This window comes from Aromatoleum sp., from assembly GCF_036675785.1.
GTDB lineage: Bacteria > Pseudomonadota > Gammaproteobacteria > Burkholderiales > Rhodocyclaceae > Aromatoleum.
Genome location: NZ_JAKFEF010000024.1, coordinates 61,335 through 78,376, shown reverse-complemented (window position 1 = coordinate 78,376; position 17,042 = coordinate 61,335). Strand labels below are relative to the sequence as shown.

The window sequence follows — 17,042 nt, the reverse complement described above, 5'->3', positions numbered from 1 at the left end:
CCCGCGAGCCGTTTCAATATCGAGGCACAGGCAGCGCGCCCGGGGCCCAGCGGGCGGAGCGGACATGAAAACCGTTTGATGGAAGAACCGGAAGAATTGTATCCGCGTGCGTCATTCCTGACGTATGCATATGCCACGGCACGGACTCCGCCGGCAACAAGGGAAGCCCTCGCGAAGTCGTCGGACGTTCCGCCCGGCTGATCGGCGCGCTCCCGCCTTCAGCGCGCTCGACGCCATTTCACATGAGCTTTCCTAAGCCTCGCCGTTAGAAACGATCGTTTTACGCGGAACGCCGCTCCGGCCTACGATAGCCCCGCTCATTCGAAGATCCGAACGGAGGCACCATGTCCCAGCATCACACGCTCATCGACTGGCAGCGCGCGCCGCACGCGGCCGACGCCAACACCTATTCGCGCAATCACGTCGCGACACTCAACGGCGATCAGACGGTCGCGGTGTCGGCGGCGGTCGACTACAAGGGCGACCCGGCGTGCGCCGACCCCGAGCAACTGCTGCTGACCGCGCTGGCGAGCTGCCACATGCTTACTTTCCTCGCGATCGCGGAGCTCCAGGGCTTCCGCGTCGAGCATTACCGCGACGCGCCGGTCGCGCATCTCGAGAAGAATGCCGACGGGCGTATGGCGGTCACGAGGATCGAGCTGTCGCCGCAGGTGCGTTTCGGCGGCGACAAGCAGCCCGACGACGCGGCGCTCACGCGACTGCACGCAGGCGCGCACCGGAACTGCTTCATTGCACATTCCATTACTGCGACAGTGACGGTCAATCCCGTCACCGAGCCGGCCTGAGATCCAACGCGCCGCAAGGCGAGCCCCGGTCGCCGCCCGGGCTTCGTCACCGCCCGGCGCGCCGCGTTAGGATGGCGCGATGAAAAGAACATTCCCATCATCGTTCGACGTTCCGGCGCCCGCGGTCGAAGAAGCCCCGCCGCAAACGTACGGCGGTGTCCTGGCGGCGCCGCTCAAACGCATGCCGCCGCTGACGGCGCTGAGCTATTTCGAGGTCGCGGCCCGGCTCGGGAGTTTCGCCGCGGCAGCGAAGGCGCTTCATGTGTCGCCGGCCGCGATTAGCCACCAGATCAAAGCGCTCGAGGACCACCTCGGCGTCGAACTCTTCGAACGCCACCATCGGAAGGTCATACCGAGCCGTGCCGCGGAGGCTGCGCTGCCGCGACTACAGGAAGGCTTCGCCGCGCTCGCCGACGCGGTCGACCGGATGCGTGCGCACGGCGAAGGGCGTTGGGTCGTCACCGTGTGCGCCGAGCCGCTGTTGGCGACGAAGTGGCTGGTGCCGCGGTTGCACCGGTATTACGCGCGCTGCCCCGACGCTGAAGTGCGGCTGCAGGCAAGCTTGAGTTCGGTGGATGCCGAGCCCGGCGGGCCGGTCACGGCGGCCGCGTTTCAGCGCTCCGGCATCGATCTCTCGGTGCGGCTCGGTTACGGGCGTTACGCCGGCCTCGACGCGGCCGCACTGCTCGAGCTCGTGCGGGTGCCGATGTGCGCGCCGGCCCTCGTCGAGCGCCTGCCGACACCGGACGCGCTGCTCACGCTGCCGCTGCTCGTCGATGCGACGCTGCTGCGTGGCGCGGAGCGCTCAGGCTGGAACGAATGGCTGCGCGCGGCCGGCGTGACGCCGAGCGGGCCGCTGCGGGAACAGCGCTTCGGCAACGGACTCCTCGCGCTTGAAGCGGCGATCACCGGACAGGGCGTGCTGCTCGCGAGCCCTGCCCTGACGCGCGCCGAGCTCGAAGCGGGCAAGCTCGTCGTCGCGTTCGACCTGCCGTTGCGCTCGCGCCTCGCCTACCACGTCGTCTGTCCGCCGGCGTCGCTCGAACGCCCGGTCGTCGCCGCGTTCCGCGACTGGCTGCTCGACGAGGTCGGGCAGGCCGACGCCGACGGGTATGCCGCGCGGTCGCGTGCGGCCGTCGAGGCGTCGCCGCAATGAGCCCGGCGAGGACCGCCGCGCTGACCGTCGCCGCGATGCTCGCGTTCGCCGCGAACTCGCTGCTTTGCCGCATCGCGCTGCGCGACACGCATATCGACGCCGCGAGCTTCACCGCGATCCGGCTCGCGTCCGGCGCGCTGATGCTGTGGCTGGTCGTCCGCGTACGCGGCGGTCTGGTCGGCCCGCACGGCAACTGGCCGTCCGCGTTGGCACTGTTCGCATATGCGGCGGCATTCTCGTACGCCTACCTCACGCTGCCGGCCGCGGCCGGCGCGCTGCTGCTGTTCGGCGCGGTGCAGGCGACGATGATCGGCTACGGGCTGTGGCGCGGCGAGCGGCTCGACGTCGTCCAATGGGCGGGGCTCACGCTCGCGGGCGGCGGCTTGGTCGGGCTGCTGCTGCCCGGACTGGCGGCACCGCCCGCGGGCGGTGCCGCCCTGATGATCGCCTCGGGCATCGCGTGGGGCGTCTATTCGCTGCGCGGCCGCGGCGCCGGCAACGCGACCTCGGTCACGGCTGGCAATTTCATCCGCGCGCTGCCGTTCGCCGCGGTCCTCGGTCTCGCGATGCTGCCGCGCGCCGACCTCGACGCGGCCGGTGTCGCCTACGCCATCGCGTCAGGCGCGCTCGCATCCGGCCTCGGCTATGCCATCTGGTACAGCGCGCTACCCGGCTTGCGGGCGACGAGCGCGGCGACCGTGCAGCTGAGCGTGCCGGTGATCGCAGCGCTCGGCGCCGCGGTCTTCCTCGACGAAGCGATCACGCTGCGCCTTGCGCTCGCGTCGGCGGCCGTGCTCGGCGGCATCGCGCTCGTGATCGCGCGACGCGGGGTCGGGAAATGACCCTGGAGCTTGACGGAGCGGGCGCGCTCGCCACAGCGCTTTGCCGCCAGTTGAACAAAACGAAAAGGCGCTGATTTCACGGAGAAATCAGCGCCTTTCGATATCTGGCGCGCCCGAGACGACGGGCATGGGCACTGGATCGAGGTTGTATCGCTCACCGGACAAGCTACTAAAACTGACCTTCGTGATCACCAGCGAGCATAGATGGCCCGGAAGGCGCTACGCATCGTCTTGTTCCGACCCTATACCGTACTGCCTACGTAATCCCGGCTCCTTACTCAGGTTCGGCGAGCTCGTAGCTTGTGCTGCGACCGCCAGCCGTCGATTTTTGCAGGATCCCGTGCGACTGCAACTCGCTAAGGTCGCGCAGCGCAGTATCCGAAGAACACTTGGCAATCGCCGCCCACTTGCTGGTCGTGAGCTTACCCTCGAAGCCGTCGAGCAAGCGGTTGATCAGCTTGATCTGGCGCTCGTTCACCGGGACACCGGCGAAGCGCTGCCAGAAGCGCGCCTTGGCGAGGACGGAGTCGAGGGTGACCTGCGCCTGATCGATCGCCCGATGCAAGGTCGCGAGAAACCACGCGAGCCATTCAGTGACGTCCAGGCTTCCTTTCTGGGTTCGTTCGAGAATGTCGTAATAGCTTTTGCGTTCGCGCTGGATCTGCGCGGACAGGCTATAGAAGCGCTGCGGCGCACCATCGGCCCGGGCAAGAAGCAGATCCCCCAGCGCACGGGCCATGCGGCCATTGCCGTCATCCAAAGGATGAAGGGTGACGAACCACAGATGGCCCAGCCCAGCCCTGATGAGCGGTGGCTCGTTCGGCGCGGCGTTAATCCACGCGAGGAGGCGCCGCATTTCGATCTCCAGGGTTTCCGCTGGCGGCGCTTCAAAATGAACGCGCTGGCGCCCGACCGTGCCTGACACGACCTGCATCGCACCATTGGCATCATCGCGCCAGGCGCCGATCCTGATTCGGGCAAGGCCAGAGTAACCGGTCGGAAACAAGGCGGCGTGCCAGGAAAGGAGCCGCTCCGACGTCACGACAGCCTGGTAGTTGGCCGTCGCGTCGAGGATCATCTCGACCACGCCTTCGACGTGCCGATCTACCGGAGCTAACGCGCCGATATCGACGCCAAGGCGACGGGCAATCGATGAGCGCACGGACTCGACATTCAGCTGCTCGCCCTCGATCTCGCTGGTCTTTACTACGTCCTCGGTGAGTGCTGCCAGGCTAGCCTGGTCGCGCAGGGAAAAACCTACGTCGGTAAGGCGCCCCAACAGCATGCCTTGAGCGCGACCGACCTCAACCAAGGGACCGGCCAGCGCCGCTAGGTCGTAACGCCACTCGGGCCAGTCACGCGCCTGCCAGATGTACTGACAATCACCGCTTTTCATGCGGTCATTATCGGCGCTTTTTGCCGCATAGACAACTTTCGCCGCAGCATTTGCGGCGATTAGAGCAGGCTTTCCCCGCAAGACCGCGTCGTCATTGCCGACGGCCAAGTCGGTCGCTGAGTTGCCCAATGGTTTGCCGGTGCGAACTAGGCCACAAGTGTCTGTCACACCAAGCTGCTCCCAGGAAGGGAAAAGAAATTGAGGAGATCTGCTCCTCTCACTTCTCTCCGCTGCCGGGCTCTGCTTTACCAGTCCAAGGCATACCCTCGGGCAAGAGCGTCTTCGAGTGCCCAGACTCGTCGCGCAGGTCAAAATGAAAAAAGCGCTGATTTCTTAATGAAATCAGCGCCTTTCGATATCTGGCGCGCCCGAGACGATTCGAACGTCCGACCCCTGCCTTCGGAGGGCCGGGGAACACAATAAATTGGCGTATTCACACGTTTTTAAGTCTTTGTTTTGCTGTGTTTTCAGTGCTTTGCCGTTCACCCGAGTTCATGGTATTTTTCCGTACGGATTCCGTACACGGACAACCATGATGACAATGATCAAGACCGTTGCCGATCGCAAGAAGCTGCCCTCGCGGCGAGAGCCGTACTGGGACCGCGTCGAGGCGGGCTGCTTCGTCGGGTTTCGAAAGCTCGACGACGGTACCGGGACGTGGATCGCGCGATGGCGCACGGACGACGGGACGCAGAAGTACCATGCGCTCGGCAGCTACCCAAATTACGACGACGCAGCGCGTGCCGCCCGCGAGTGGTTCGAGCAATGCAAGGGCGGCAGCCTCGAGGTTGTCGACGTTGCGGAAGCGTGCAAGCGGTATGTCGAGGACCGGCGCCGTGAGAAGGGCGATGCCACGGCGAAGGATGCCGACGGACGATTCAAGCGCCTCGTGTACGAAAACAAGTTCGGCCGGATCAAGCTCCCGGCATTGCGGACGGCGCATGTCACCGACTGGCGCAACGCGCAGGTCGATGTCGACGACGAGGAGGACGACCCCGACGCCGAGCGCCGGGCAAAGGACAGCGCGAATCGCAATCTTGCGACGTTGAAGGCGGCGCTGAATCTCGCGTATCGGATGGGCCTTGTATCGTCGACCGCGCAATGGGACCGCGTCGAGGCATTTAAGGGCGTGGCGAAGCGGCGCGACGTCTCGCTGACAATGCTTGATCGCAAGAAGCTCATCGCCGCCGCTAGCCCCGATCTCACGGTCTTTCTTCGCGCGATGCTGCTCACCGGCTGTCGGCCGGGCGAACTCGCGACCTGCGACGTCGGGGACCTCGATCCCGCCGGACTACTGACAGTGGTCGGCAAGACCGGACGAAGGACGATCCCGCTTTCACCGCAAGCTCTTGCGCTGCTGAAGACGTGCGCCGACGAGCGCGAATCGGACGAACCCTTGCTCACGCGCTCCGGAGTACGGTGGACGCGATTCGAATGGCGCGATGCGTTTCAGGAAGCCCGCAAATCCGCAGGACTGCCGGAGGGGGTCGTGATGTACAGCCTGCGGCACGTCGCGATCTCGGAGATGCTCGTCGCGGGCATGGATCCCATGACCGTCGCGAAGATCGCCGGCACGAGCATCGAGATGATCTCGCGCCACTATGGACATCTGATCCGCGAGAAGGTCGTTGCACAACTCGCGAAGGTACAGGTGATTTGATGGCGCGTTGGCTCACGCTCGAAAAGGCGTGTAAGCGCCTGCGCTCCGGACGAGAAGTAGACATCGACGAAATGATCGAGATGGCGATCGATGGGAAGGTGCGCTTGGGGGCGCGCATCCCGACATGGCAATCTCCGGGCGTCGGCGAACTCGAGTGGTTCTACCCTGACGGCTCGAAGGCGTCGGTCTCGACCGACGGCGTCGCGCGCTGGATGGATCGGATCAAGCTCGAACTGCTCACACTCCACGGGAAGGTTGCGCTTGGAGGCGTGTCCTGGCACCTCGATACGGGGGAGGGCGCCGGACCAGCTATCACCGCAGGCCCTACGTCGCCTTCTATCGTTGTCGACGATCTCCGCATCCTCGAATCAGAGCTTCCGCGAATCGTCGCGCTGCTCGAGGCTGACCCCATCCCGGTCCGCGCCAATGAGGGCGGAGCGACGGGCGATCGGTTCGACGTGCGCTTCATCGAGCCCGACCCCGGGGCGCCGCTCTTACAGCAATGGCAGGATCTCGCCGCGCAAGTGTACGAACTGCGCGCGGGGCTTGGGAGTCTGCCGCCGACCGAGCAGGAAGCACTGTACCCCCACGCAGCGACATTGGAGGCACGTCGGCAAGAACTCGAAGCCAACCCGGAATATCACGACGCTCTCACGAGCTATATCCGCTACCTCGAGGGAGATCTCGCCAAGCAACAGAACGCCGAGCTGCGCGTGCGAACCTCGGGGCAGATCGCATCTTGGCGAGCACACCTTGCGCGGATTACGTCGAAACTGACCGCCGAGGAGCGTCAACTCGAAGAGGGCGAGCCCGTCACGAAACAGGGGAAGAACCCGCGAAAGCGAGTCGAAGACTGGGTCCGCTGGGCCGCTGAGCATCTCGCGGAACGTGACGTCAACCAAGCGCAGCTGGCCGAAAAAATTTTCCTGCGTGCTGAGAAACTTCAGATCGAATCCGAGCGCGGGACGCTGACCGTGGCGAACATCATGAGGATGCTGCCGCGAGGTTCCGCCGGACGACGCGGCCGACCTCCCGGCAGCCAGTCGAAAAAATAATTCTGCGCAGAATTATTGCGCCGCCGAATTTCTACGCCGAGTTGCGGCCCAGGGTAAAACCGGCGACCGCTAAGGCAACCGTCGCGCGCCGTAGCTTCACAAACTCCGATTGATCGGCACATGTGCCGATTTTCAACTGCTGATTCTCATTAACGAACCTGAGGATCAGAAGTTGAACGATATGCCGAGCGGTACTTATCAAGCCGCCTACTCCGTCGCGCAGTTCTGCGCGGCACATGGTTTCACGAACGTGATGTTCTACAAACTCATGAAGCAGGGCCGGGGCCCCCGCATCATGAAAGTCGGCACGCGGACGCTGATCAGCGTCGAAGCGGCGGCCGATTGGCGGCGCACGATGGAGGACGGCGCCGAAGTCATCGAACCCCGCCGTAGCGGGGTGCGGTCAAGTCGATGTGTCGATGGGGCTCCCGATACCGGCGAACGACTGCCCACCACCCGCAAACAAGCTGTGGCCGCTGGCGACATCGGCGGTGCCGAATGAGTCGCCGCAAGACCCCGTTCAAATTCGTGGTGCACGTTAGCGACCATGTCGCCGACACGATGCACCTCAGCGCCGCTGAGCACGGCGCGTACCTCCGCCTGCTCTTCGCCTACTGGCGGAGCGGGCCGCCGCAGGACGACAACCGCGTGCTTGCCCGCATCGCTGGAGTGACGGCTGCCGAGTGGCGGGAAATCCGGCGGACTGTGGAACCGTTCTTCGAGGTTGCCGACGGCCGGTGGGTGCACCCTCAGACCGATATCGAACTGGAAGCGGCGTACGACGCTATCAACAAGGCTAGCAGGGCTGGCAAGGCTGCCGCTCGCGTCCGCTGGGACCAGGCGCGAGACCGCGACGGCGATCGCACTGCGAACACCGATGCGGACGCATTACGCCACGCATGCGATTCGCAGCTCCAACAGAAAGATAGGGGGGCGGCCCCCGATAACCCCCGCCCGAGCCAAAGCCGTGAAGACCGTGATTCCGCGCTCGAAACGGCCGACTGTCATGCGTTTGCGGGCTGTATCGACGTCCTTGAGCACGAACTGCGCGTCGGGGGTGTGCAATGACGGGCGCCCCGCTGCAACTTCGGCCGTACCAGCACCGCGGCATCGACTTGATCCGCCAATCCTTTGGCTCGGGCAACAGGCGGGTCGCGTACTACTGCCCGACCGGTGGCGGCAAGACGGTCGTCGCCGAGGAGATGATTCGCGCCTTCGTCGCCAAGAACCCCGACCGCCGCGTGCTGCTCGTCGCGAACCGCAAACACCTCGTTCAACAAGCATCGGAGCACTTGGCGGCCGCCGGCATCGAACACGGGATTCTGCAGGGAGAGAACACGCGGAGGCTCGGCGAGCGGGTGCTGGTGTGCTCTATCGACACCATCTACGTGCGCGGCATCCCGGACGACGTGGGGTTCATCATTATCGACGAATGCCACGCCGTCGCCGGCAACTCGAAGTACAAGGCGCTGCTGTTCAAGTACAACCGCGTGCCGGTCGTCGGCCTAACCGCGACCCCATTCTCCAAAGGGCTCGGGCAGCATTACGACGAGCTGCGCGGTCGGCTTTTCGAGAAACTGGTGGTGGGCGCGACGATCCGCGAGTTGATTGACCTCGACAACCTTGTCGATGTCGACTGCTACGCTCCAGCCGAGCCCGACCTGTCCGGCGTAAAAACGAGGCGTGGCATCGGCGGCGAAACGGACTACGTCGAAACCGACCTCGCCGAAGCGATGGACAAGCCGGTGCTGGTAGGCGATATCGTGTCGCACTGGCAACGCCTCGCGCGAGGGCGCCCGACCGTCGTGTTCGCGACGAACATAGCGCACAGTAAGCACATCGTGGAAGCCTTCAGGGCGGCCGGCGTGAGCGCCGAGCACCTTGATTACCACCACGACGACGACGCGCGGAAGGATATCCTCGGCCGGTTCGGCCGCGGCGAATTCACCGTGTTGTCGAACTCCGCGCTGCTCGCCGAGGGATGGAACTGCCCCGCGTGCGAGGTGATGATTCTCGCCCGGCCGACGAAATCGCTCATCCGCTACATTCAAATGGTCGGCCGCGTCCTGCGCCCGGCGCCCGGGAAAAAACGCGCGCTGCTACTCGACCATTCGGGCTCTGTCCTCGAACTAGGGTTCGCGACCGACGACCTGCCGCTCGAACTCGACGACGGAACGCCTAAAAAATCTGCCGGCAATCGTGAGGGGCGGAAGTCGGAGCCGAGCCCGTGTCCTAGATGCAAGTATGTTCGTCCAGCGGGCACCCACCGGTGCCCTCAGTGCGATTTTGCGCCAGAGCGGCAATCCGAGATCGTGGCCGAGGACGGCGAGCTCGTGAAGCTTGAGCGCAGGACGACCGCTGCGCGCATCGGTACCAAGCAGTCCGTGTACTCGCAACTCCTGAACATCGCGCGCTCGAAGCAGTACAAGCCAGGATGGGTGTCGCACAAGTTCCACGCCATCTTCGACGTGTGGCCGCGGGGAATGAAGGATGTTCCTGCGGAGCCGACGCCCGAGCTGCGGTCTTGGCTCCAATCGCAATGGATACGGCACGCTAAGGGCCGGGAGAAGGCTAAGGCGCAGCGGCAAGGGCGGCAGGCGGACATCGCGTCCAAACCCCTCAGCCGCGAAGAGAGCGCAGTCCGCATCGCCGCCTTGGTCGCTGAGTTCGAGCGCGAGGTGGCGCATGGGTAAGCGTCACGACGTGCGCACTGTAGCCGCGGGGAAGTGGCGGTCCATTCTCTCCGTGCTCGGACTCGACGAGCGGGCTCTGTCCGGGAAGCACGGACCTTGTCCGATTTGTGGCGGCAAGGACCGATTCAAATTCGACGACCTCGAAGGCCGCGGCACGTATTACTGCAGTCGGTGCGGCGCAGGGGACGGCGTGCAGTTGGCGATGGGCATTACCGGCCTGGCGTTCAAGGACGTAGCGCAGAAAATCGAGCAGATCGCTGGGACGGTGCGGCCGACTGCCAGCAAGCCCGAGCGCAGCGACGAGGCAAAGCTCGACGTGCTGCGCCGGGTGTTCCGCGAATCGGCTCCGATCAAGCGAGGCGACGAAGCAGAGCAGTATTTTCTTGGCCGAGGGCTTCGCCTTCACGATCTGCCCGAATCGATCCGACTGCACCCTGGACTTCAGTACCGAGATGGCGGCGCGCTGGTTGGAAACTTCCCCGCGATGCTCGCCACGGTGACCAGTGCAACCGGGAGGGCCATCTCGATTCATCGGACTTACCTCTATGGCGGCAAGAAAGCGCCCGTATCGGCCCCAAAGAAGCTGATGCAAGGATTGCCTCTCGCGGGAGCTGCAATCCGCCTCGCGCCTCTGTCGGATTGTTTGGGTATTGCCGAAGGGATAGAGACCGCGGTCGCCGCGTCCGAACTGTTCGACGTGCCCACATGGTCTTGCATCAGCACTTCCGGCATCGAGTCCTTCGAGCCGCCGGGAGGCGTGAACGGGGTAATCATCTTCGCGGACAACGACGCAAACTTTGCCGGGCAGTCTGCTGCGTATCGGGCGGCGCACAGATTGGGGATTCGTGGGTTTGACGTGGAGGTGCACATCCCGCCGAACGTGGGTGACTGGCTGGACGAATTGAACCGCCGCAATCAGAAAATGCAGGAAAGGAACTGACCGCATGACGACATCAAATCGCAAGGCCCGGCATCGACCTTCAAGCCCGGTCAGTCGGGTAACCCCAAAGAAAAACCCAAGAGCGCCATCAACAAGACGACGCGAGTCGCACTGGAATTGTTCGAGTCGGGCATTCAGAACATTGCCGCCGTTGTCCGCTAGGCGATGGCTGGCTCTGCAAATCGCTCGACAATGCCGATCGCCTCCAGCCGGTTCGGGCGCGCAGCCGGGTCGGCCTCAGCCATCAACCTCGGCTTGTCGTCGAAGCAGTTCGTAGAGCCTGCACGGCCCGAGCAGGATGGACTTGATGTCCGCACGGATCTTCTCGGATTCGAGCGCCTGCTTGCTCATCGAAGTGAAGGCCGACAACGCGTCCATCACGGCGTCGAGGATGCGGGCGTCGAGGTCGGGCGAGCTGCCGAACTGCTCCTTCGTATTGTTCACTGCCTGCTCGATGAGCTCCTCGCACTCGAGCAGCTTGCCCTTGATCGCGTTGTTGACGTACAGCAGCTTGTCGCCCTCGGTGAGGTCGCCGATGAAGAGCTCGTTGACCCGCGCGATGATCTCGTCGAGCGCGGCCTTCTCCTTGTCGCGCACCTCGCCGCCGCCTGGGCCGGTCGGCTTGAGCTTGTAGTCCCCCTCGCCGGAGTCGTTGAGGTTCAGACGGCGCACCCCGAGGTTCTTGACCGTGTAGTGCGTCAGCGCGAGCGACGACAGATCGACGGTCTCGGTCTCGCGCCCGAAGTCGAGCAGCTTGTGCAGCAGGCGGAAGAAGATCGCGCGCTTCTCGATGTCCGTGTTGCCGTAGTTGAAGATCTGCGACAGGAAACCGTACAAACGGAAGTAAGTGCCGATGTCGCGCTTGAACAGCACCAGCGCGTCGATCTCCTGCTTAGCGGTCCTCGCGGCCTCGCTGCCGTCCTCGGAGGCCCGCAGCCGCGTCTGTGCGGCTGCAAAACGCTTCAGCAGGCGATCGGCGACGGGCACGAGCGCGCGGTCGAGCTCGGACTGATTGCGCCCGCGCGTGGCGACCTCGGCCACCCGTTCGACCTCGAAGTTGTCGTAGAAGCCCAGGCCGTCGAGCTTCGCGCGCAGCGTGTAGACCAGCTCGGGATCGCTGACGCCCGCGAGCTCCGCCGTCGTGTGGTACTGCTTGAACGCGGCGAGAATCTCGTCCGGGTCGTTCACAAAGTCGACGGCATAGGTCGTATCTTTGCCTGGGAAGGCCCGGTTGAGGCGCGACAGCGTCTGCACCGCCTGGATGCCGGCGAGGCGCTTGTCGACGTACATGCCGCATAACAGGGGCTCGTCGAAGCCGGTCTGGAACTTGTTCGCAACGAGCAGGATCGCGTAGTCGCCCGTCTTGAATGCCTCCCGGATGCCGCGCCCCCTCAAGGTCGGGTTCATCAACGCGCCGGTTTCCGTGATCGGATCGGCGTCGGACTCGGGATCGATGACTTCGCCCGAGAATGCGACCAGCGTGTTGATCCGGTAGCCGTGCTCGACGATGTACTTGCGCATCGCGAGCTGCCAGCGCACCGCCTCCTTGCGGCTCGCGGTCACGACCATCGCTTTCGCCTTGCCGTCGAGCAGCGGCGCGACGTGTGCGCGGAAGTGCTCGACGACGATCTGTACGCGCTGCGCGATGTTGAACTCGTGCAACCGCACCCAGCCCATGATGCCCTTCATCCCGGCATCACGATCGACCTCCGCGAGCGCCTTGCCCTCGTGCGCAAGCTTGAACGCGACCTTGTAGCTCGTGTAGTTTTGCAGCACGTCGAGGATGAAGCCCTCCTCGATCGCCTGCCGCATCGAATAGACGTGGAAGGGTCGCGGGATGTTGTCGTCGGCCGGCGGGCGCGTCGGGTCGGGGCGCGTCCCGAAGAGCTGCAGCGTCTTATCCTTCGGTGTCGCGGTGAAGGCGACGAACGTGATGCCGAGTTCCTTGCCGGCCGCCTTCGCCTCCATCTGCGCGGCGAGAATGTCCTCGGTGCTGATCTCGCCGCCGTCGGCGAGCTCGGCCGGCGATAGCACCTGCTTGAGCCGTGCCGCGGTCTCGTTGGTCTGCGACGAATGCGCCTCGTCGGCAATCACCGCGAACCGCTTGCCCTCGGTCGCGGCGAGTTCGCGCACCTTATCGAGCGCGAACGGGAATGTTTGCAGCGTGCATACGACGATCTTCTTGCCCGCCGCCAGCGCCTGCGCGAGCTCCTGGCTCTTGCTGCCGCCGTCGCCGCGCACGACCGCGACGACGCCCTGCGTGCGCTCGAAGCTCGTGATCGCCTCCTGCAGCTGGTCGTCGAGCACGGTGCGGTCGGACACGACGATTACGGCGTTAAAGACCTTCTCGTTCTTGTCGTCGTGCAGGTCGGCGAGAAAGTGCGCCGTCCAGGCAATTGAGTTCGTCTTGCCGGAGCCCGCCGAGTGCTGGATCAGATACTTGTCGCCGGGGCCGTCGCGGCGCACTGCGGCGACGATCGCGCGGGTCGCATCGAGCTGGTGATAGCGCGGGAAGATCGCGTTGACGAGCTGCCGCGCGTCGTTCTTCGTCGGCACGACGTAGCGGCCGAGGATATCGAGCCACGAATCCCGCGCCCAGACCTCCTTCCACAAATAGTCGGTCGCGAAGCCGGCAGGATTCGGCGGATTTCCCGCGCCGCCCTCGTTGCCCTTGTTGAAGGGCAGGAAGACCGTGTCGAAGCCGGCGAGCTTCGTCGTCATGCGGACTTCGGAGTTGCTGACCGCGAAATGCACCAACGCGCCCTGCGGGAACGCCAGCAACGGCTCGACCGCGTTTCGGCCCGGCACCTTCGGCGGGCGGTCCTTCTTGTACTGATAGACCGCGTTGTCGACCGCCTGCGTATAGTCGGTCTTGAGCTCGGCGGTCGCCACCGGCACGCCGTTCAGGAACAGCACGAGGTCGATGCAGTTCTCGTTGTGCTGCGAGTAACGCACCTGTCGGACCACGCGCAGCCGGTTCGCGGCGTACTTCGCCTGCAACTCCGGGTTCATCGCCAGCGCCGGCCTGAACTGAGCGACGGCGATCGGTTTCCGCAGCCCGAGCATCTCGAAGCCATGGCGCAGCACATGCAGCGTGCCGTGGTCCGCGAGCGTCCTGCGCAGGCGCTCCATGACCGTCTTACGCGTGTTCGCGCCGTGCGTCTTCTCGATCGAGATCCAGACGTCAGGCTGCGTCGCCTGGATCCAGCCCGCGACATCGTCGGGGAACAGCGCCAGCGCGCGATCGTAACGGGCAGCGTCGGTCGGATCGTAGCGCCAGCCACGCGTTGCGAGGTCGGCGCAGATCTCGTCTTCGAGCGCCTTTTCGGAATGAAGTGACATTGTCGAGGCCATAGGTCGATTGCGGCTAGCAGCTCGAGGACGCGGTGCTGTTGCCGCGTTTCACGTCGTCCAGGGTTTCGCCCCTGGCGTTCTTCCAATCGAGCCAGCCGTTCGACGCGGCCGCGCAGACAACCGCCGATGCGCCGCTCGGCGACAGAAAGAGCACGTCATCGGCAAACACGGTCGCGCCGTTCTCGATCACGATCTTGCCCTGCGCGATCAGCTCGTCGCGACGCTTCGCGAAGGAATGGTTCTCGAAGCCCTTCGCGATCTGCACGCGACCTTTCGAGCCCTTCAGCACCACGAAGCCCTCCGGCGTGTATTCGCCGCGGGCGTCGGCGCCTGCGCGGCGGCAATAGAAGACTTCCGCCTCGGCGAGCGGGCCCGGCAGATTCGCGACGGGTTCGAAGAGCGGGTAGCCAAGCGTCGCCAGCAGCGTGCGGCCGGTATCGAAGATTTCCATGCAGTCGGCCTCAAGCGGCGCGGGCGTATGCGGCTTCGTGCCGGCGTTGCCGTTCTCGGTCCGGTAGCGGCCGGCCTGTCTCGCCGTCTGGATGCACTGCCATTCCAAAAAAAGCCCGTGCGTCTGCGTCAGTGTGTTCGTGCGCGAGATCAGGACGAGCGCGCGCTGCCAAAAGTCCTTTTCCTTGTTGTGGATCGCGAGCCGCTTGCGCAAGTCGCCGGTCTGGCCGATGTAGACCTTCGCGTCGGCGCCGTCTTCGCTCTGCCCGAAAAGGAAATAGACCGCGACCTGATCGCTTTCGGGCATCTGCAGGAACGCGTCGAGTTGCGGACGCGGCACTTCGATGACCTGCACGATCCGCGTCGTGATCTCGGCGACACGGATGCTGCGCGGGTCGCCGAGCGGCAGGAAGATCTGGATGGTTTGCGGACGCAGCGTGCTGCTCGATGTCATGCCGCTTCCGCTTCCATCTCGGCAGGGATGCGGACCAGACCGCGGACGTCGATCTTGCCGGTGATGGCGGCGGAGATCAGCGCCGTGCGGCGTTCCTGCAGGAGGGCGATGGAGTTTTCGGCCTCAGCCACTAAATTGTCGATCTTGATGGTCTGGTCGTCGAGGAAGGCGACGATGCGTCCCTGTTCAGCCAAATCAGGGCGAGCAAACCATATTTTTGCCATTCGCGTAAGTCCAAGATCGTGGTTAGTCGCCCCTCGCGTGTGAAGCTGCGACTGCTCATAACATGGCACGCTATTGAGCGCGTAGGCGAGAAACGAAGGATTCACAAGCTCCTGGTTCAATTTCAGAACTGCAACGTGAACCCAGACTTGAAACCGGTCGTCGAGGTCGACGACACGCGCAACGCCAGTGGTTCCCCCCTTCGTGTAGAGGACGTCACCTTTCTCCGGGATTACGCGCTTGCAGAATTCGAGATAATCGGACTCTGAAACGAATTTCACGTCATCTAGATACCAGGACTCGACGCCGATGTTTCGTGCCGATAGAAACATTACCCCTTCACTGACATATGACGGTGAAAAGTGCGGCCCATCGGCGATTTGGTTGCAGACACGACCGAGTTGGACTCTTTCCCAATGCGCCGGCACCTCTCCCAGCCACGCGACGCCCGAGTCCTTCATCGGCGCCGTCGAGTCCAGACCCTTCGTGACGGCGTGCGAGATCAGCGCCTGCCGCTTTTCCTTCAGCAGCGCGATCAGGTTCTGCTGCTCGGCAACGAGGGCGTCCATCCTGGGGGTCTCGCGGTCGAGAAAAGCCACAATCGCAGCCTGTTCGAAAGGAGTCGGCACGACGACCGGCATGGAGCCCATGAAATCCCAACTCGCCCGCGGCATCTTCGCGCCATACGTAAAGCCGTCGATAATCGATATGAAGTCTCGATTCAATATCGAGTAGAAGAGAAATCGAGGATGCACCCCCGATCTCGTCCTCATTACATGGAAGTCGCCTACCGCTTCGCCCGGACGCTCGACCACAAAAACCTTTGCAAGGTACGGACGCAATTTACCGAAAAGGATGTCGCCTGCCTCCACGGCAACACCGTCGCCCTGAAACTCCGAATCGGTGTCAAGAAACCTTCCAGACCAACTCTCGATGTTCTCGAGTGCGATCGCACCGGTACGGCGCTGGGTCTTTTCAGTGAGCAAGAGGACTTGCCCCCTTAACCGATCAGCATCCCAATGCGCTGGAATATCGCCGAGCCATTCGACGCCGGAATCCTTGTACTGCTCATACCGCGGAAAACTCATGCCGGCCCCTCCATCCAAATCCTCCGCACCTGCCAGCCGATCGGGAAGCCCATCGCAGCGACGAAAACGCCGTGCCGCTCGATCAGTTCGACAAGGCGCGCGCGCCACTGGTGATGCGGGGCGATGATGTCCATGAAGTGCAGCAGGATGACGAGAGTGTTGTAGAGCTTGCGCGAGCCGGGCACGAACTCGGCGACGAGGGTGTGGGGCTTGCTGCGCGGCAGCTCCGGCGTGATCGTGAGCTCGCGGTTCCACAATCGGCTGTGGTGCGCGCAGGTGTTGCGGATGAAGGTCAGGTGATGCAGCCACGATTCGAGCACGCGCTGGTCGAGGCCGTACACGTCTGCGATTGCCCGGCGCGTCGGCATCGGCTTGAGGTTGCCGTACCAGCGTGACAACAGCCCGAGCGACATGATCTCGCATACCGCCCAGACCGGCGGCATGTCCTCGCTGTAGGTCTGCGCGAGGTGCTTCACGAAGGTCTCGTCGGAGCGGTCGAGCTCGGCCTTGAGCTTGGCGAGGTTCGACTCCCAGTGCCGCCGCTTGTACGCGAGGCCGGCGTCGAGATGCGCATGCGGCCCGTGCTGGTGCGCGAGCTGATACGCCCACTGGCTGCGTATCGAGACCTCGATGCGCTCGACGGCGTCGAGCACGAGGAGGCGCAGCTCGCGGTCGAAGACGTAGAGGTCGAGGACTGTCTCGAAGCGCGTGCCGGGCCGAAAGCAATGCGAGGCGTGCTCAGCCTCGAAGGGCAGCCAATAGGCGCCGAGACGGTAGTAGTTGAGGTGCTGCAGATAGAAGGCCGCGCGCTCGGGGTCGTCGATCACCATGCCGCGCGCCTGCAGCAGCGCGACCTGCTCAGTGTACGTCGTCGCGGGCTTCGTGAAGGCGCGCTTCATGCGTCGCCCCGCACAAAAAAGTAACCC

14 protein-coding genes are annotated in these 17,042 nt (G+C 64.1%); 9 read left to right on the top strand and 5 right to left on the bottom strand.

All coding sequences use genetic code 11. The annotated features are described in order from the left end of the window. Window positions 1-344 precede the first annotated feature (344 nt). The 3 genes from V6M37_RS06295 (at window position 345) to V6M37_RS06285 (ending at window position 2,804) form a co-directional block, all read left to right on the top strand. Window positions 345-806, top strand: coding sequence for an OsmC family protein (locus V6M37_RS06295; protein WP_332671670.1), 462 nt, complete (start codon window positions 345-347; stop codon window positions 804-806). 79 nt (window positions 807-885) lie between these two features. Next, entirely contained in the window at window positions 886-1,962 is a 1,077-nt protein-coding gene (locus V6M37_RS06290) for a LysR family transcriptional regulator (RefSeq protein WP_332671669.1), read from the top strand. Further along, window positions 1,959-2,804: a DMT family transporter gene (locus tag V6M37_RS06285; RefSeq protein ID WP_332671668.1), complete on the top strand. Its 846-nt coding sequence runs from the start codon at window positions 1,959-1,961 to the stop codon at window positions 2,802-2,804. Before V6M37_RS06290 ends, V6M37_RS06285 begins: the two co-directional genes overlap by 4 nt. Window positions 2,805-3,078: 274 nt before the next feature. On the opposite strand, the gene V6M37_RS06280 is transcribed toward V6M37_RS06285, so the two are convergent. After that, window positions 3,079-4,308 (bottom strand): Fic family protein, encoded by a 1,230-nt coding sequence (locus V6M37_RS06280; RefSeq protein ID WP_332671667.1) that lies wholly within the window; start codon window positions 4,306-4,308, stop codon window positions 3,079-3,081. Window positions 4,309-4,732: 424 nt separating this feature from the next. On the opposite strand from V6M37_RS06280, the gene V6M37_RS06275 reads away from it, so the two are divergent. From V6M37_RS06275 to V6M37_RS06250, 6 genes are all read left to right on the top strand, one after another. Next, window positions 4,733-5,860 (top strand): tyrosine-type recombinase/integrase, encoded by a 1,128-nt coding sequence (locus V6M37_RS06275; RefSeq protein ID WP_332671666.1) that lies wholly within the window; start codon window positions 4,733-4,735, stop codon window positions 5,858-5,860. Further along, window positions 5,860-6,915 carry a hypothetical protein gene (locus V6M37_RS06270; RefSeq protein ID WP_332671665.1) on the top strand — a complete coding sequence of 352 codons (1,056 nt, stop codon included), beginning with the start codon at window positions 5,860-5,862 and terminating at the stop codon, window positions 6,913-6,915. The genes V6M37_RS06275 and V6M37_RS06270 overlap by 1 nt, the downstream gene beginning before the upstream one ends. Window positions 6,916-7,024: 109 nt before the next feature. Next, a complete protein-coding gene (locus V6M37_RS06265) occupies window positions 7,025-7,417 on the top strand; it encodes a hypothetical protein (protein ID WP_332671664.1) in 393 nt (130 codons plus the stop codon). Then, the gene (locus V6M37_RS06260; protein ID WP_332671663.1) at window positions 7,414-7,983 is read left to right on the top strand and encodes a YdaU family protein; all 570 of its coding nucleotides are present in this window, start codon (window positions 7,414-7,416) and stop codon (window positions 7,981-7,983) included. The genes V6M37_RS06265 and V6M37_RS06260 overlap by 4 nt, the downstream gene beginning before the upstream one ends. Continuing rightward, window positions 7,980-9,608: a DEAD/DEAH box helicase gene (locus V6M37_RS06255; RefSeq protein WP_332671662.1), complete on the top strand. Its 1,629-nt coding sequence runs from the start codon at window positions 7,980-7,982 to the stop codon at window positions 9,606-9,608. Before V6M37_RS06260 ends, V6M37_RS06255 begins: the two co-directional genes overlap by 4 nt. Further along, window positions 9,601-10,548, top strand: a complete 948-nt coding sequence (locus V6M37_RS06250) for a DUF7146 domain-containing protein (RefSeq protein ID WP_332671661.1) — start codon at window positions 9,601-9,603, stop codon at window positions 10,546-10,548. Before V6M37_RS06255 ends, V6M37_RS06250 begins: the two co-directional genes overlap by 8 nt. A 237-nt stretch (window positions 10,549-10,785) precedes the next feature. Here V6M37_RS06250 and V6M37_RS06245 read toward each other — a convergent pair whose 3' ends face one another. From V6M37_RS06245 to V6M37_RS06230, 4 genes are read right to left on the bottom strand one after another with little or no spacing between them, the layout of a single operon-like run. Continuing rightward, window positions 10,786-13,890: a type I restriction endonuclease subunit R gene (locus tag V6M37_RS06245; RefSeq protein ID WP_332671660.1), complete on the bottom strand. Its 3,105-nt coding sequence runs from the start codon at window positions 13,888-13,890 to the stop codon at window positions 10,786-10,788. 25 nt (window positions 13,891-13,915) lie between these two features. Next, window positions 13,916-14,806, bottom strand: coding sequence for a GIY-YIG nuclease family protein (locus tag V6M37_RS06240; protein ID WP_332671659.1), 891 nt, complete (start codon window positions 14,804-14,806; stop codon window positions 13,916-13,918). Beyond that, window positions 14,803-16,116, bottom strand: a complete 1,314-nt coding sequence (locus tag V6M37_RS06235; protein WP_332671658.1) for a restriction endonuclease subunit S — start codon at window positions 16,114-16,116, stop codon at window positions 14,803-14,805. Before V6M37_RS06235 ends, V6M37_RS06240 begins: the two co-directional genes overlap by 4 nt. Continuing rightward, window positions 16,113-17,015: an Abi family protein gene (locus V6M37_RS06230; RefSeq protein ID WP_332671657.1), complete on the bottom strand. Its 903-nt coding sequence runs from the start codon at window positions 17,013-17,015 to the stop codon at window positions 16,113-16,115. Before V6M37_RS06230 ends, V6M37_RS06235 begins: the two co-directional genes overlap by 4 nt. Window positions 17,016-17,042 lie beyond the last annotated feature (27 nt).

Coding starts and splice junctions, on each gene's coding strand:
- V6M37_RS06295 (WP_332671670.1), top strand. CDS start 345: ATGTCCCAGCATCACACGCTCATCGACTGGCAGCGCGCGCCGCACGCG.
- V6M37_RS06290 (WP_332671669.1), top strand. CDS start 886: ATGAAAAGAACATTCCCATCATCGTTCGACGTTCCGGCGCCCGCGGTC.
- V6M37_RS06285 (WP_332671668.1), top strand. CDS start 1,959: ATGAGCCCGGCGAGGACCGCCGCGCTGACCGTCGCCGCGATGCTCGCG.
- V6M37_RS06275 (WP_332671666.1), top strand. CDS start 4,733: ATGATGACAATGATCAAGACCGTTGCCGATCGCAAGAAGCTGCCCTCG.
- V6M37_RS06270 (WP_332671665.1), top strand. CDS start 5,860: ATGGCGCGTTGGCTCACGCTCGAAAAGGCGTGTAAGCGCCTGCGCTCC.
- V6M37_RS06260 (WP_332671663.1), top strand. CDS start 7,414: ATGAGTCGCCGCAAGACCCCGTTCAAATTCGTGGTGCACGTTAGCGAC.
- V6M37_RS06255 (WP_332671662.1), top strand. CDS start 7,980: ATGACGGGCGCCCCGCTGCAACTTCGGCCGTACCAGCACCGCGGCATC.
- V6M37_RS06250 (WP_332671661.1), top strand. CDS start 9,601: ATGGGTAAGCGTCACGACGTGCGCACTGTAGCCGCGGGGAAGTGGCGG.
- V6M37_RS06245 (WP_332671660.1), bottom strand. CDS start 13,890: ATGTCACTTCATTCCGAAAAGGCGCTCGAAGACGAGATCTGCGCCGAC.
- V6M37_RS06240 (WP_332671659.1), bottom strand. CDS start 14,806: ATGACATCGAGCAGCACGCTGCGTCCGCAAACCATCCAGATCTTCCTG.
- V6M37_RS06235 (WP_332671658.1), bottom strand. CDS start 16,116: ATGAGTTTTCCGCGGTATGAGCAGTACAAGGATTCCGGCGTCGAATGG.
- V6M37_RS06230 (WP_332671657.1), bottom strand. CDS start 17,015: ATGAAGCGCGCCTTCACGAAGCCCGCGACGACGTACACTGAGCAGGTC.